This is a genomic window from Desulfovibrio sp. UIB00, assembly GCF_022508225.1.
In the GTDB taxonomy this organism is placed as follows: Bacteria; Desulfobacterota; Desulfovibrionia; order Desulfovibrionales; family Desulfovibrionaceae; genus Desulfovibrio.
In genome coordinates this window covers 155,926-171,734 of the sequence record NZ_JAETXJ010000007.1, presented here as the reverse complement: position 1 = coordinate 171,734, position 15,809 = coordinate 155,926, and the positions used below count along the sequence as shown (strand labels likewise).

13 protein-coding genes are annotated in these 15,809 nt (G+C 59.4%); 7 read left to right on the top strand and 6 right to left on the bottom strand.

Features of this window, described 5'->3' with window-relative positions; translation table 11 throughout:
• Positions 1–373: 373 nt before the first annotated feature.
• From gap to surE, 3 genes are all read right to left on the bottom strand, one after another.
• On the bottom strand, positions 374–1,375 hold the full coding sequence (gene gap, locus JMF94_RS12025) for a type I glyceraldehyde-3-phosphate dehydrogenase (RefSeq protein ID WP_240825354.1): 1,002 nt from the start codon (positions 1,373–1,375) through the stop codon (positions 374–376).
• A gap of 26 nt (positions 1,376–1,401) precedes the next feature.
• Positions 1,402–2,328 carry a class II fructose-1,6-bisphosphate aldolase gene (gene fba, locus JMF94_RS12020; RefSeq protein WP_240825353.1) on the bottom strand — a complete coding sequence of 309 codons (927 nt, stop codon included), beginning with the start codon at positions 2,326–2,328 and terminating at the stop codon, positions 1,402–1,404.
• A gap of 286 nt (positions 2,329–2,614) precedes the next feature.
• Positions 2,615–3,376 (bottom strand): 5'/3'-nucleotidase SurE, encoded by a 762-nt coding sequence (gene surE, locus JMF94_RS12015; RefSeq protein WP_240825352.1) that lies wholly within the window; start codon positions 3,374–3,376, stop codon positions 2,615–2,617.
• A gap of 157 nt (positions 3,377–3,533) precedes the next feature.
• Here surE and JMF94_RS12010 point away from each other — a divergent pair, with 157 nt between their 5' ends.
• From JMF94_RS12010 to JMF94_RS11985, 6 genes are all read left to right on the top strand, one after another.
• A complete protein-coding gene (locus tag JMF94_RS12010) occupies positions 3,534–4,565 on the top strand; it encodes an HD domain-containing protein (RefSeq protein WP_240825351.1) in 1,032 nt (343 codons plus the stop codon).
• Positions 4,541–5,194 (top strand): dTMP kinase, encoded by a 654-nt coding sequence (gene tmk, locus JMF94_RS12005; protein ID WP_240825350.1) that lies wholly within the window; start codon positions 4,541–4,543, stop codon positions 5,192–5,194. Before JMF94_RS12010 ends, tmk begins: the two co-directional genes overlap by 25 nt.
• 100 nt (positions 5,195–5,294) lie before the next feature.
• Positions 5,295–5,630: a hypothetical protein gene (locus JMF94_RS12000; protein ID WP_240825349.1), complete on the top strand. Its 336-nt coding sequence runs from the start codon at positions 5,295–5,297 to the stop codon at positions 5,628–5,630.
• Positions 5,623–6,987 carry a histone deacetylase gene (locus JMF94_RS11995; RefSeq protein WP_240825347.1) on the top strand — a complete coding sequence of 455 codons (1,365 nt, stop codon included), beginning with the start codon at positions 5,623–5,625 and terminating at the stop codon, positions 6,985–6,987. The genes JMF94_RS12000 and JMF94_RS11995 overlap by 8 nt, the downstream gene beginning before the upstream one ends.
• A gap of 227 nt (positions 6,988–7,214) precedes the next feature.
• Positions 7,215–8,423, top strand: a complete 1,209-nt coding sequence (locus tag JMF94_RS11990) for a saccharopine dehydrogenase family protein (RefSeq protein ID WP_240825346.1) — start codon at positions 7,215–7,217, stop codon at positions 8,421–8,423.
• A 252-nt stretch (positions 8,424–8,675) separates the two neighbouring features.
• A complete protein-coding gene (locus JMF94_RS11985) occupies positions 8,676–10,265 on the top strand; it encodes a histidine kinase N-terminal 7TM domain-containing protein (protein WP_346770021.1) in 1,590 nt (529 codons plus the stop codon).
• A gap of 188 nt (positions 10,266–10,453) precedes the next feature.
• On the opposite strand, the gene purE is transcribed toward JMF94_RS11985, so the two are convergent.
• The 3 genes from purE to JMF94_RS11970 form a co-directional block, all read right to left on the bottom strand.
• Positions 10,454–10,951 (bottom strand): 5-(carboxyamino)imidazole ribonucleotide mutase, encoded by a 498-nt coding sequence (gene purE, locus JMF94_RS11980; RefSeq protein WP_240825344.1) that lies wholly within the window; start codon positions 10,949–10,951, stop codon positions 10,454–10,456.
• A gap of 62 nt (positions 10,952–11,013) precedes the next feature.
• Entirely contained in the window at positions 11,014–12,300 is a 1,287-nt protein-coding gene (purD, locus tag JMF94_RS11975; protein WP_240825343.1) for a phosphoribosylamine--glycine ligase, read from the bottom strand.
• Between the two features lie 187 nt (positions 12,301–12,487).
• The gene (locus tag JMF94_RS11970; protein WP_240825342.1) at positions 12,488–14,167 is read right to left on the bottom strand and encodes a VCBS repeat-containing protein; all 1,680 of its coding nucleotides are present in this window, start codon (positions 14,165–14,167) and stop codon (positions 12,488–12,490) included.
• 218 nt (positions 14,168–14,385) lie between these two features.
• On the opposite strand from JMF94_RS11970, the gene JMF94_RS11965 reads away from it, so the two are divergent.
• Positions 14,386–15,777, top strand: a complete 1,392-nt coding sequence (locus JMF94_RS11965) for an RsmB/NOP family class I SAM-dependent RNA methyltransferase (RefSeq protein WP_240825341.1) — start codon at positions 14,386–14,388, stop codon at positions 15,775–15,777.
• Positions 15,778–15,809: the final 32 nt, after the last annotated feature.

The window sequence follows — 15,809 nt, the reverse complement described above, 5'->3', positions numbered from 1 at the left end:
GTCCTTGCGTGCTACCACCTTTTGTCCACTTAATCGGCGCAACGGCAAAAAGTATTAGGGCTCGGCGCAAATGACGCGTTCAGACAAGATGCCTGTAAAGCCATGCGTAGAGCCAGTTTTGTTGGGTAATGCGTAAAACGCGGCAAAGAAAAGAGGAAAAATTTTCCCATACTGGCGAGTGGTGAGCAGAATTTTCCTGGGCCGCGCACTCAAATCTGGGGTTGAGAAAGGCCCAAAAGAGGCAGAGTGAAGCATGCGCCGGGACAGGGGCTGTCAAAACGGGCGAACAAATGCAGAGCGCGGCGGGTATTGCAACCCGCCGCGCTCGTAATTCATGCCCATCCCTGCCAGGCAGGGCAAGGCGCGATCTTTATCAGCAGTCCTTGCCCACCATGCGCAGCAGGCGCAGCAACTGGTTGGTGAAGCCGGATTCGTTGTCGTACCAGATGAGCAGTTTGACCATGGTGCCGTCAAGCACCTGGGTGGAGAGTGCATCCACCACGCCGCCGAAGGTGCTGCCCTTGTAGTCTATGGACACCAGCGGCTCTTCGGAATAGCCCATGTTTTCGGCCAGAGCGCCCTTGCTGGCAGCCTGAAGGGCCGCGTTGACAGCGGCGGCATCACAGGCTTTTTCCACTTCACAGGTCAGGTCGACCAGCGAGCAGTCAAAGGTGGGAATACGCACCGACATACCGTTGAGCTTGCCTTCCAGTTCCGGCATGACCTGCCCCACAGCCTTGGCGGCGCCCGTGCTTGAAGGCACCATGGACACGGCTGCGGCGCGGCCGCGACGCCAGTCCTTGTGGGTGCCGTCCAGAATACGCTGGCTCATGGTGTAGGAGTGGATAGTGGTCATGAGGCCATGGCGGAAGCCAAAGGTCTCGTGCAGTACCTTGACCGCAGGAGCCAGGCAGTTGGTGGTGCAGGATGCGGCAGAAATGACGCTGTGTTTTGCGCCGTCATAGACGTCATGGTTGACGCCCATAACAATCATGGCGTCCACGTCCTTGCCGGGGGCGGAGATCACAACCTTTTTTGCGCCGCAGGCCAGATGCTGGGCCAGGCCTTCCCGATCCTTGATGGTGCCCGTGGTTTCCACGGCCAGGGTTACGCCAAGGCGTTCCCATTCCCATTCGCCCGCCTTGCAGCGGGTAACGGCGATATGGCGGCCATTGACGATGATGCCGTTTTCATCGTGATCAACAGTGCCCTGAAAGGTTCCGTAAGTGGAATCATACTTGAAAAGATAGGCCAGCGCGGCGTTGTCCGCACGGGCGTTGATGGCGGCGATCTGAATTTCTTTGTCGTCGGCCATAAGACGCAGCAGATACCGACCGATGCGGCCAAAGCCGTTCATTCCAACTTTCACGGGCATGATTCGCGCTCCTTGGGGCGTAGGGATTAGGCTTTATTTGAAGATCCCATGACATTGCGGATCTTGTGGGCCACCATGTTCTTGACGGCATCACGCGCGGGGGTGAGGTAGGCGCGCGGGTCAAACTGGTCGGGGTGTTCGGCAAGATACTGACGGATGGATGCGGTGACAGCCAGGCGAATGTCCGTATCCACATTGATTTTGCACACATTCATGCCCGCAGCCTGGCGCAGCATGTCTTCGGGCACACCCTTGGCTCCGCCAACCTGGCCGCCATACTGGTTGCACTGGCTCACAAATTCCTGCGGTACGCTGGAAGCGCCGTGCAGCACCAGGGGGTAATTCGGCAGCTTGTCGCCAATGCGGGCCAGACGGTCAAAATCAAGCTTGGCTTCGCCCTTGAACTTGTACGCGCCGTGGCTTGTGCCGATGGCAACGGCCAGCGAATCGCAGCCCGTGCGGTTTACAAATTCCACGGCTTCATCGGGGTCGGTGTAGACGTGTTCAGCAGATTGCACATGTTCTTCAATGCCAGCCAGCTTGCCCAGCTCGGCCTCAACCCATACGCCACGGGGGTGGGCATAGTCCACCACCTGTTTGGTCAGGGCGATGTTCTCTTCAAATGAAAGGTGCGAACCATCGATCATCACCGATGTGAAGCCGCCGTCAATGCAATCGCGGCACATCTCAAAGCTGGGGCCGTGGTCGAGGTGCACAACCACGGGGATGGAAGGGTCAAGCGCAAGAGCCGCTTCCACAAGCTTCATGATGTATATCTGCCCGGCATACTTGCGGGCGCCCGAAGACACCTGAAGGATGACCGGCGATTTTTCCTCGGAGGCCGCGCTCATGATGCCCTGGATGATTTCCATATTGTTGACGTTGAACGCGCCAATGGCGTACCCGCCAGTATAGGCGGCAGCGAACATTTCTTTGGGATTGATAAGAGGCATGATTTCCTCCAGAGGGGTCTGGCATTAAGGACGGTCAAAAAAGCATAAGTCGCCCGGAAATGACAAGTCTGCACATACACCAATTCCCCGTAAAGGGGAATGCCTGCAGCGCGGGAAACTGGCTTACGTTGCAGTTCTTCGGCGGGGCAGTGCCCGGGCAAACGCAAAACATATTTTGTATGCCCGAGCGCGCCTGTAGCCCACATGTAGCGGCGGCGTCAAGAGGGTTCGCCTGATCCCTTATGTTTCCGGCAGGTTGCCGAAAGCTTTGGCACAGTAATGAACGCTAGGCGAGTTTCATGCCTGCCAGCGCGTTCAGGCCAGCCGTATCAGTAAAATCAAAACGCAGTGGGGTAAGGGTAATGTATCCCCGGTTGAGCATGTCTTTGTCCGAATCCGGCTCAATGGTTTCTGCCGGAATTTCGCCCTCAAGCCACCAGTAGGGCGCGCCGCGCGGGTCCAGGCGTTCCGAGTAGGTGTTTACCCACACGGCGCTGGTCTGCGGGCAGACGCGCAGGCCTTTGACCTCGTCCAGCGGGCAGGCAGGATAGTTGACGTTGACAACCCTGCGGCGGCCCAGCTTCGACCAGTCGATGCGCTCGGCCAGCGCCACCAGATGCCGGGCCTGGGGCAGCAGATCGCCGTTTTTGACCTTGTAGCAGTCGTGCGAAACAGCGATGCTCGGCAGATTTTCGTGGGCCGCCTCCGTGGCCGCGCCCACCGTGCCGGAATACAGAATGTCCGGGCCAACGTTGGGGCCTGCGTTGATGCCCGAAATGACCATGTCGGGCTTTTTGGGCAGGAGTTGCCCGAGGGCCAGTTTGACGCAGTCCGTGGGTGTGCCGTAAATACCCAGGCCCTTGAAGTCGGGTTCCTCAAAATCCATGGCGCGTACAGGTTCAAATACGGTCAGCGAATGGCCCACGCCGGATTGTTGGGTCATGGGGGCCACCACATGCACTGTATGCCCTGCTTCAAGCAGGGCGGCGTATAGCGCGCGCAAGCCGCGCGCGCGGATGCCGTCATCGTTGGTCAGAAGAACGTCCATTTGACAATACCTCGGAAAGAAGGGAAATTCGGCCTAAGGCCCGCGTGGTTCCAGTGTTTTTGCGCGGCCCTGCCAATTTGGAAGTTCCGCGTCATGGGCCATGCCCGCGTGGAAAACAGCACATGCCCGGCGCAGATACGCGCCGCTGGAACGATATATGGAAAAAGGTTGTTACGTCAAAGATATTGGCCCCGCCTCGGAGGCGCGCGGCATATTCGTGGTTACGCAGGCTGCGCAGGGCCAGTCGCGCAATGGCCCGTACTGGCGGCTTACCCTTGCTGACGCCAGCGGCAGCCTTGAAGCCAAGATATGGCATCCGCTGAGCGCGGAGTTCAGCGAAATCGCGGCGGGAACGCTTGTGTGGGCCGAAGGGCGCGCGGGGCTGTATCGGGATCAGGTGCAGCTCACGGTGGAGCAGATGCGCTTTCTTTCCGATGAGGAATGCGCCGCTGTGGACCATGCGGCCCTTATGCCCGCCAGTCCCTTTTCGCTGGATGAGATGCTGGATGAACTGCTTGACCTCATCAAGAAGGAATTTGTCCACGCGCCATGGCGCAAGCTGGTGCAGGGATTTTTTAATAACGACGAGATGCGCGCCGCCTTTCGGGTCTGCCCGGCGGCCAAGGGGGTGCACCACGCCTATGTGGGCGGGCTGCTTGAACATACCCTGAGCGTATTCAAGCTCTGCCGGCGCATTGCCGACCATTATCCGGAACTTGACCGGCAGACTTTTCTTGCGGGAGCGCTGTTTCACGACATTGGTAAACTGCGCGAATTCTCTGGCGGTATCGCCAATGATTACACTGATGAGGGCCGCCTGCTGGGGCACCTCATGCTGGGCATTGAAATGCTGGAGCCGTATCTGGCTAAATCCGGTCTGGAAGATCCGTTGCAGCGGCATCTGAAACACCTGATCTTGAGCCACCATGGCGAGCTGGAGTTCGGTGCGGTGCGCGTGCCGCATACGCCGGAAGCCATGGCCCTGCACTATGCCGACAACCTGGACGCCAAGATGGCCCAGTGCCGTGGCCTGTTTGCCCAGATAGAGGGCGAAGGCGAGGCCTGGACACCCTGGCAGGCTACGCTGGGGCGACCCGTGCACCGGGCCGCGCGTACGCCGGACAAAGCCGCCCCCGCAACCCGCAAAAAAGCGGTGAAAGAAGAATGTTTATCTCTTTTGAAGGTATAGAAGGCGCGGGCAAGTCCACGGCCATCAACTATCTTGCGGGTTTTTTGCAGGAAAATGGCCACGACCCCCTGTGTACGCGTGAGCCGGGGGGCTGTGCGCTTGGGCGCAGCCTGCGCTCCATACTGCTTGATGCCCGCACGCGCGAACTCTCCAGCCGGGCGGAGCTTTTTCTGTTTCTTGCCGACAGGGCGCAGCACGTGGCGGAGGTCATCCGGCCTGCGCTGGAAGCAGGGCAGACCGTGCTGTGCGACCGTTACACCGATTCCACACTGGCCTATCAGGGGCACGGACGCGGGCTTGATTCGGAATATCTGCAAAGGCTCAATCAGGCGGCCACGGGCGGCCTGCAACCTGAGCTGACCCTGCTGCTGGATCTGCCGGTGCGTTGCGGCCTCATGCGCGCTGGCGAGCGCAACCGTCAGGAAGGTCTGGTAGTTTCAGAAGGCCGTTTTGACGCCGAGAGCCTTGATTTTCACGAGCGGGTGCGCCAGGGCTACAGGGTCCTGGCCGAGGAAGAACCCGAGCGCTTTGCCATTATTGACGCCTCGCAGCCGCCCGAAGACGTGGTTTTGCAGTGCCGTTCCGCCATTGAATCCCATTTGCGGCAGCGCGGTTGGGGATTGGAATAGTTTTTTGCGGCGGGAGCCGCTTTCCGGGCCTTTGCAATTTTACCGATTCAGCCTGCCATGCAGGCTTTTGGCGCGAGCCATGCGCCACCAAGGAGAATATATGTACGAATGTTATACAGTTGAAGTTGAAGGCGCGGGCGTGCGCTTTGCCCCCCGTGAAGGCAAGGAACTGGCTTATCTGCCGGGGCAGCCGCCCAAGGGCTACACCCTCATCAACGTCATCGGCGATCCCGGTTTGCTGCACTGCGCCGTTTTTCGCAAGGATGGCGGTGCGGGCGGCTTTTTTGCCCTGCACGATACTGAAGGCGTGCTTTTCATGGCCGTGGCCGAAAGTAACCTGGCCTACGGCATGGGCCTTGCGCACATGGGCCGTATGGTGACCTATGCCCGTTACGGGGCAGATATTTTTGAAGAACTTGGCGAAGGTGATGACTGAAAAAACATTGCCGCCTCTGGTGGCGGCCCGCAGTCTTGGTGTGGTGTTTTTTCCTGCCTTTGACTGGGCCATTTCTGCGACACACCCGGAGCGGGAAGAGCGCCTGCTCTACACACGCGACCAGCTGCTAGAAGAAGGGCTGTTCGACATTCCCGGCATTACGGAGTACCGCCCCGCCTTTGCCACACATGCCCAGCTTGAGCGTGCGCACTTCTGTTTGCCCTCGGCTGCGGCGGTGAGTACGGATTCGCATCTGGCTTCGGCGGGCGGGGCTATCCGCGCGGCCCGGCTGGTGCTTGAGGGACGCGAACAGCGCGCCTTTGCCCTGGTGCGGCCTCCAGGCCATCACGCCATGCGAGTGGTGCACGGCAACCGTGGCTTCTGTAATATCAATAACGAAGCCGTCATGGTGGAGTATATCCGCGACCACTACCCCCGTCCCGATGGCCGCCCCCTGCGCATTGCCATTGTGGATACGGATGTGCACCACGGCGACGGCAGTCAGGACATCTTCTGGAACGACCCGCATACCCTGTTCATCTCCCTGCATCAGGACGGGCGCACCCTGTACCCCGGATCGGGTTTCCCGCAGGAATGCGGCGGCCCAGGCGCGCTTGGGCGCACCATCAACATCCCCCTGCCGCCCGAAACCTCGGACGAGGGCTATCTGTATGCCATAGAGCATGCGGTGCTGCCCATTCTGGAAGATTTCAAGCCTGACCTGATCATCAATTCCGCCGGGCAGGACAATCACTTCACCGATCCCCTTGCCAACATGAAGCTTTCGGCACAGGGCTATGCGGCGCTCAACGCTGCTCTGCAGCCACATATCGCCGTGCTTGAAGGCGGCTACTCCATACGAGGGGCTTTGCCCTACGTGAATCTGGGTATCTGCCTTGCACTGGCAGGGCTGGACGCCTCGGATATTCGCGAGCCGGGCTGGACGCCAGAAGCCACGCGGCAGCGCCCGCAAGTTGGGGAATACATTGCCAGATTGTGCGGGCAGATCCGCGATGTGTATTTTCATCCTCCGGCGCAGCCCACGGAAGGCGAGGAAGAAAACGGCTGGTGGGTGCGTCGCAAGCATATCTTTTACGATACGGACAACCTGCGCGAAGGGCAGACAGAAGCTTGGCGGCTGTGCAGCGATTGCTCGGGGCTGGGGCGCATTGAGACCGCATCGGAACGGGTGCCCCGCTCCCTGTGCGTGCTGGTGCCACGCCACGCCTGCCCGCAGTGCAGGAGCCAGGGGCTGGAGCTTGCAGAGCAGGCGCGCAAAAGCGGGCGTTACGCCCATGTGCGCCTGCTGGATGGCGATGCGGCAGATCCGGGCCCTGCGGCCAAAAGTGAGAAATAAGACAGAGTTGACGGTTTTTGCTCCGAGAGCTGTTGACGCCGGAACTTTCCTGGGCCATAAGGCCCATTCCGCGCGTGGCGTAACGGCTCTGTCACGCCGTGCGGGCATCATGTTTTCCGGCCCGGGTCATGCGACCCGGCAACCCTGCGCCCACGGGCGCGATATATGAAAATGGCGGCGCGGCTATGCCGCGCAGTGGTATACCTCTTCCACCACGGAGAAGGAACATGTCTCATATTCTGATTATTGGCGCGGGCGGCGTAGGCAGCGTTGTGGTGCACAAGTGTGCGCAGGTACTCAAGGAAGGCGGATTTTCAAAGGTAACGCTGGCAAGCCGCACCCTTTCCCGCTGCGATGCCATTGTGCAGAGCGTCAAGACGCGTCTTGGCGTCGAAGTTGCGACCGCTCAGGTAGACGCGGACAACGTGCCCGAGCTGTGCTCCCTCATCCGGCAGGTCAAGCCCGATGTGGTCTGCAACGTGGCCCTGCCGTATCAGGATCTGCACATTATGGATGCCTGCCTTGAATGCGGCGTGCATTATGTGGACACCGCCAACTACGAGCCGCTGGACACAGCCAAATTTGAATACAAGTGGCAGTGGGCCTATCAGGATCGCTTCCGCGAGGCGGGGCTGACGGCCCTGCTCGGTTCCGGCTTTGACCCCGGAGTCACCAACGTGTACGCGGCCTGGGCGCTCAAGCACCAGCTGGACGAAGTGCACGTGCTCGACATCATCGACTGCAATGCTGGTGATCACGGCCAGCCCTTTGCCACCAACTTCAATCCTGAAATCAACATCCGCGAGGTCACGGCGCGAGGGCGGTACTGGGAACGCGGCGAGTGGGTGGAAACTGACCCCCTGTCCTGGTCCATGAATTTTGATTTCCCTGAGGGCATCGGCTCTAAAAAATGTTTCCTCATGTATCATGAAGAACTGGAATCGCTGGTGCAGAACCTCAAGGGGATCCGTCGCGCCCGCTTCTGGATGACGTTTTCAGAGAATTATCTCAACCACCTCAAGGTGCTTGGCAACGTGGGCATGACCCGCATCGACCCTGTGAAATTTCAGGGGCAGGACATTGTGCCCATCCAGTTCCTTGCCAAGCTGCTGCCCGACCCGGCCTCCCTCGGCCCCCTGACCAAGGGCAAGACCTGCATTGGCGACCTCATGCGCGGCGTCAAGGACGGCAAGGAAAAAACCGTCTACGTGTACAACATCTGCGATCACGAAGAATGTTATGCGGAGGTGGGCTCCCAGGCCATTTCGTACACCACGGGCGTACCGGCCATGATCGGTACGAAGATGGTGGCTCAGGGCTTGTGGCGCAAGCCCGGCGTGTGGAACATGGAACAGTTTGATCCTGATCCCTTCATGAAGGATCTCAACGTCTACGGCCTGCCCTGGCAGTGCCTGGACGTGACAGGCAAATTCTAGTCAATACGTTGGTTTGATTGTTGCAAAGACTCCGGTGTCTGCTCAGGCAGGCCCGGAGTTTTTGTTTGCTGTCGGAGAAGCACCGCTTGCCAGCTCGTGGGGATACAGATAAAAAATATCGGACCTTCAAAATTGCGCGCGAGCGCGGGCTGTGTTTTTCCGCCTCCGCAGGGTATTTTGAATGCCCAGCTGCGCCCGCAAGGCCAGTTGCAGCTGGCACGCTCACAGGGTGAATAGTATAAGGCATATTCAGTGATAATAAGAGCTGCCTGTATTCTTTTTCTGAGTATATCGTGCGCGGGCATGCTCTATGCTGTTTGCTATTCGTCCAGAATAGCGCGCTCAAACGGGTATGCGGCTTTTTTGTTTTTGTTCATGTCTATTTTCATGTACACGGTCGGGTACATTTTCGAACTTGCATCAAGCACGCCTGAAACAATCTATCTTTCCTTAAAAATTGAGTATCTTGGAGCACCGCTTATTGCAGTGTTCTGGTTCCTTTTTGCCATTTATTACAATAACTATTCAATAAAGAGCAAGACTGTGCTGGCCCTGCTGTTTGTGGTGCCATTGACGACTATTGTGATGCTCTACACCAATGAGTATCACCATTTCCATTATAAAACATTTGCAGTGGATGCCAGCGGTCCTTTCCCTGTGGCGGTAACACAGAAGGGCTGGTGGTATTATGTAGATTTTGTTTACAAGATGTTGGTTGCCTTTGCGGGGCTGACTTTGTTTGCCTTCTCCTACGGCAAAGCAACGGGCTACCGCAGACGGCAGGCAAAAACTATCTTTGTTGGCGCGCTGAGCCTCTGGATAGGCAATTTTTTGCAGACGTTGGGCTTTGCGCCCTACGGCATTGACATTGAGCCCTTCATTCTCTCGGCGGCCCTGCCGCTGAGCGGCTTTGCCATGTCCCGTTTGCGCATGTTCGACCTCGTGCCCATAGCGCGCGACAAGGTCTTCAAGACCATGAGCGCCAGCGTGCTGGTGCTGGACGACAAACTGCGGATAGTGGATTTCAACGACAGCGCTGTGTCCATTCTTCCGGCTCTGTCGGAGAATGCCGTGGGGCTGGCGGTCAGGGATGTGTTTCCTGAACAGAGTTCCCTTGATGTGGCGGCGCTTGTGCAGAATGAGGAAAGGGAGATTGCTTTGCCGGTGGCGGGTGGGTTGCGTTTTTACAAGGTCTCCTGCGCCAGGGTTGGGGAGTCAGAAAAAGATTCCGGCCTCATTGTATCCTTGTACGACATGACCGAGAGTAAGGAACTGCTTGAAAAAATGCAGCGAATCGCGTCACAGGACGCGCTGACCCAGGTGTTCAGCCGCTGGTTTTTTATGGAGGCTTTTCAGCGCGATATCGACCGCTGCCAGGAGGCTGGAGGCAAGCTCGGTTTTATGCTGCTGGACATCGACCATTTCAAACGCGTCAATGATGAGTACGGGCATTTGGCGGGAGACAAGGTACTGCGGGGCGTCACGGCCGCCCTGAAAGACTCGCTTGGTCATAAAGCCCTGCTTGGGCGCTATGGCGGCGAGGAATTTTCTGTGCTGCTGCCTGGTATAGGGAAGGATGAGGCCGTGGCTCTCGCCGAGCGGCTGCGGCAGGTTGCCGCCATGATAGAAGTGGCTTTCAACGGTACTGCCATAAATGTGACCATTAGTGTTGGCGTTGCCGCCGCAGTATTTGAACCGGGCGCTCCACAGGGCATGGAAAGCACGCAAATCTGCGATGCCCTTATTCTGGCGGCAGATACAGCCCTGTACCGCGCCAAGCAGGAGGGACGCAACAGGGTGTGCTCTGTTGGCCTTGAGTACGGTGCAGACGAGTCCGTGTAATCAATCCGCCTGTCGCTTTGCAGCGTCAGCGCAACATCTGGCAATAACAAACGCCCGCAAGCTCAGCATGCGGGCGTTTGTCGGTCTTTTCAGCGCACGGTTCGTGCCTGTACCGTGGGTTCTTATGGCGAATCAAAGCATGGACAAAGTACGGTGCAAGCGTCGGCCCTGCTGCCAGGGCTAGTACGCTAGGCGTACTTGCGGCTGATTTCTTCCCCGGCTTTTTCCACTTCTTCGCGCATCTTGGCGCGGGCTTCGGCAATGCGTTCGTTGAGCGCGGGGTCGGACACGGCCAGAATCTGGGCGGCCAGCCATGCGGCATTGCGCGCGCCAGCCTTGTCGGTGGCAACGGTGGCGACCGGGAATCCGGGAGGCATCTGCACAGTGGCAAAAAGCGCGTCCATGCCGCACAGAGCGGCGCTGGAAACGGGAATGCCAATTACAGGGCGCGTAGTGCGGGCGGCAACGGCTCCAGCCAGATGCGCGGCCATGCCTGCGGCGCAAATAAACACGCGGGTGCCTTCGGCTTCGTACTGGCTCACCAATCTTTCGGTGCGTTCCGGGGTGCGATGCGCGGAACTGACGGTGATGGCGCAGCTTACGCCAAGGCTTTTCAGCACGTCTACGCAGGGGCTGACCTTTTCTTCGTCAGACTTTGACCCCATCAAAATGACTACTTGCGGCATGGTCTTACCTTCCTGTGGTGCGGCGCAACGCGCCGGAATATCCTTGCAAAATCGGTTTGTTGCTATTTTCCGGCCAGACGGCGGATGCCCTTTTCGCCAATATCGGTGCGATGAAAACCATCCTGCATGCGCACCTTGGCCACACCGGCATAGGCGGCCTTTTGCGCGGCGGCCAGGCTATCGCCCAGTGCGGTGACGCACAAAACACGCCCGCCGTTGGAAACGAGCGCTCCGTCCTTAACGGCAGTGCCGCTGTGAAAAACCTTTACGCCGGGTACGCTGTCCGCGTCTTCAATCCCCTCGATGGACAGACCCTTGGCGTAGGAGCCGGGATACCCCTTGGCGGTGATCACCACTCCAAGCGCGGTCTGGCTGGTCTGGCCGAGACTTTCCGGGTCAAGCTTGCCGCGCACGGCGTCGAGCATGATGGCTGGCAGGTCGCCGTCAAGGCGCATAAGCAGGGGCTGACATTCGGGGTCGCCAAAGCGCACATTGTATTCCAGCACCTTGGGGCCGTCGGCGGTCATCATCAGGCCCGCGTACAGCACGCCCACAAAGGGGTGTCCGTCCTTGGCAAGCTCGCGCAGGATGGGCCGCACAGTGAGGTCGGCCATTTCTTCAAGCATGCTGTCGGGCAGCACCGGGGCGGGGCTGTAAGCGCCCATGCCGCCGGTATTGGGGCCTTCATCGTTATCGAACACACGCTTGTGATCCTGCGCCGAAGGCAGGGGAACAGCGCGTGTGCCATCGCATACGCAGAGGAAGGAGGCTTCCTCGCCCACAAGGCATTCTTCCACCACCACAAGGTTGCCAGCATCGCCAAAGGCGCGTTCGGTCATGATTTCGTCAATGGCGTCCAGCGCTTCCTGCACGGTCTGGGCAATGATGACGCCCTTGCCTGCGGCGAGGCCGTCCGCCTTGATGACCAGGGGAGCGCCCACTTTGTTGATGTGGTCGCGGGCCGTCTGCGCATCGCTGAACACTTCGCAATGGGCGGTGGGAACCTTGGCGCGGTTCATGATTTCCTTGGCAAAAGCCTTGCTGCCCTCAAGGCGCGCGCCATAGGCATCCGGCCCGAAGCTGGGAATGCCCGCTTCGCGCATGCGGTCAACAATGCCCAACGTCAGGGGCAGTTCGGGGCCTGGAATCACCAGGTCGATGTGCTCCTTGCGCGCAAAGGCCAGCAATCCGTCCAGGTCGTCCACAGCCACAGGCACGTTGACGGCCCCTTCGCTGCTGGTGCCGCCGTTGCCGGGCGCGACAAAAATGGCGCTGACTTCGGGGCTTTGCAGGATTTTCCAAACCAGGGCGTGTTCGCGGCCACCGGAGCCGATCACAAGGATGCGCATGCTGTCTCCTTACTCCAAAAACTTTTCCGTTTCAGTAAACTGGTTATAAAGCGGTAAAACCCATGTGGGTTTTACCGCTTTAATATTGGCTATTGCCAGAGCTGAGGCAAGGCCGTTGCTCCATATCCGCAGCTCTGCGCCGCAGATAAAAACGGCCCCTCGCGCTGGCGAAGGGCCGTTTCCCCCGCTAGTTGGGGTTTACTTCAAAGTCGCTCAAGTCCGCAGGCACGTTGGGATTAGTAGCCGAAACGTCCAGAGGATAGGCGGTAATCATGCACTGGCGGCTGCCGATGCCGAGATCGGGCGAGGTGTTCAGGCCCACCACCAGATCAAGGATGCCATCGTTGTTCACGTCAGCCAGGTCGATTTCTGCCACAGAGCCACGGATGCGGCGGGTCTTCCACTTGAGGCCAAGGCCCACGCCGTCCCAGTACAGGGCATGAACTTCGCCTTGGGGGAAGAAACGGTAACGGTCAAAGAACTGAGCCGCAGTGGAAATGGGCTTGTTGACCAGCAGCGTGTAGTCGCCGGTATTGCCGATGTCGGCAGCGATGAGGCGCATGGGGGCATAGTACTTGCTGGGCAGCTGATAGTTCTTGTCAACGCCAAGACCCGGCATGCCCTTGTAGTGGTCCATGCCCGTGGCAGAACCGGAATAACGTTCCATGGTGGTGTGAATCAGAGTGTTGCTGTGTCCCTGGAAGAGCTTGATGCGCTCATCATCGGTCAGCATGACAAGCTGCTCACCCTTGCCGTTCTTGCCAGCGGGCAGCCACACGCAGTTGAACACGGTGGCGCCGGAGGGCAGATCAAGACGGGTGCCAAGGGTATACTTGCCGTCCTGCTTGGTCATGATGCGCACGCCGGGGGCAAAGAGCTTGAGCGAATCCCATCCCTGGCCCACAAGAGTGGGGCTGTAGGTGGGGGGCACACGCATGACGCTCACATAGTAAGGAATGCGGTCGGCCATGGTGGTGAATTTGTTGCCCTTAAAGCTGTAAATATAGGAGTAAGGGCGATTGCTCGATTCTTCGGTGGTAGTCACAACAAGGGCCATGCTGCGGTCGCGGTTGAGGTCGATGGCGCGCATGGAGAAGTTGTTGTTGGAACGCGAAACAGTGGTTTCGCCAATCAGTTTGATCTGACCGTTGACAGGCCAGCTGTAGATGCGCAGATCATGATCGCTCAGGATGGCGATTTCATTCTTGCCATCACCGTTAAAGTCGCCCACGGCCATGTCGACCATGTTATAACCCAGGCGCTGGGTGCGCAGGCGGGAGCCGTCTTCAGCGCCAGCACCCTGATAGCGGAACTGCGGGTTCAGGTACACCTGCTGCTGACCGGTTTCATTGGTGACGATGTCGCCATTGGCGGTTGCGCCACGCGGAGAACCAGCGGCGGTGGAGCCGGGGGTGCGCATTGCGGAGGAAATACCAAAGACTTCCTGGCTCAGGGCCGAGGTAAGGTTCTGCACAGAAGTGGTCAGTTCGCTCACAGGAGTCTGTGCGGTTTTGCTCCAGGCTTTGCCTGCCTTGTCCACGCTGTTCATAACAATGGTGCAGTCGTTGCCCATGACGCTCACGGAACCCCAGATGGCGTTGTCCGCACCAGTCGAGCGGAGCGCCTGCTGGGCTTCTGCCTGGCTGGCGGCCTTGTTCTGTCCCGCACGGGCTTCAAGCACGCCAGGGCGGTCAAGGCGTCCCTGGATGGTAGCCTGAACAGCCTTGGAAAGGTAAGCGTAGCTCTGGGGGGCATTGACCACAAAGGGCAATACCACAGCGCTTTTAGCGGCGGCGCTGGCAGCGCCCGCAGCAACGGCGACGAGCATCAGGCAGACCGAAAAAGTCAGTCGCATGGCGAATTTCATTCCATTCTCCTTGAGTATTCACGCAAATACCCGGTAAAGTACGGCCACGGGCCGTTGTGGCGGTCAACCGGTGCCGACTGTCAAAAGCAGCCCGGCACTTCCGCACTGGCGCACTATACGCACACTTGCAGCGCCGTGCAAGACGCAAGGAGCCTGTGAAGCGCGCCGCAACAGATAAATTCCTTGCGGGAAGGCCGTACTGTCAATAATATGCCGCCATGCCGAAAACTCTTATCCGTTCCTTCCGTCTGGTATGCGCCCCGGAGCAGGTGCCCGCAGTGGAGGCCCTGCTGCGCGCCCAGGGGTATGATTTTGAGCCGGAACCTTTTTCTCCCCTGTGTCGCCGCCTTGTGGCCGAGCCGCGCCCGCTTGGTGGTTCGCTGGCTGCATTTTTCGGCTACATTTATATACAGGACCGTTCATCCATGTTGCCGCCGCTGGCGCTGGCTCCCTCTGCTGGCAGCGCCGTGCTCGACATGTGCGCAAGCCCCGGCAGCAAGACGGGCTTTCTGGCCCAGCTTGTGGGGCGCAATGGTTTTGTGCTCGGCAACGAGCCGTCGCCCACGCGCCTTGGCACCCTGCGGGCCAACCTGCACCAGCTTAATCTGATACAGGCCGCCACCTGCTCCTACAGCGGGGATGCCCTGCCTTTGCGGCCCGGCTCATGGGACGCCATCCTGCTTGATCCTCCCTGTTCCGGATGGGGAACCGCAGAAAAGCACCCGCAGGTGCTCAAGCTCTGGCAGGGCGACAAGCTCGACAGCCTCACCGGGCTGCAACGCCGTCTGCTGCGCCATGCAGCCTCGCTGCTGCGCCCCGGCGGGCGGCTGGTGTATTCCACCTGTACGACCAATGTGGATGAAAACGAGGCGCAGGTGCGCTTTGCCGAGCAGGAGCTGGGGCTGGAGCGCGAACATCTTGATCCCATCCCCGGTTTCGTGTGGGAGGAGCTACCCGGCGGCGAAGGCACCTTGCGCGTGGACGGCGCGCGCTCGCAGGCTCAGGGATTTTATGTGGCCCTTTTTCGCAAACCGGGCCATGCGAATACGGTGGCTCTGCCCTTTGAAAGCAACGTGTCTGAGCCGCAGGAAACCGTTTTTGAAGCCTCTGCGAACGTTCCCTCCGGGATGCAGAGCGCTGGTCAGCGCAATGGGCGGCGTGTCGGGCGTAATCGCGGTGATGGCCCAGCGGGAAAGCCCGTTGAACGTCCTTCAGGCAGTCCGTTGCCGCCGGAAAGCCTGGTGGGCGTCACCTGCAACCCTGACCTGCTGCCCTCAGGGCGGGCGGTGCTGTACGGTGAGCACGTCCGTTTTGTGCCGCCGCAGGCCACAGCTCTTTTGCCCCCCGGTTGTGTATGGCAGGGGGCATTGCTGGGCAAGCTCTGCGGCGGAACGCTGGATGCTGCGCCGCGCCTGCGCGTGCTCATGCAGTCGCCGCCGGATGCCGCCTCCAGCCTGGTGCTGGACGATGTGGGCGATATCACGGCCCTGTTGAGCGGGCAAAGCCGCCAGACAGGGCTGAACGGGCGCGAGGCTGGCCTGTGGTGGCGCGATCTGCCTTTGGGGCGCATTGTCCTCAAGCAGGGCAGGGCCATAGCCGGATTCAAATAGGCGCGGATACTGTCAGTCGATAGCTTTCTGCG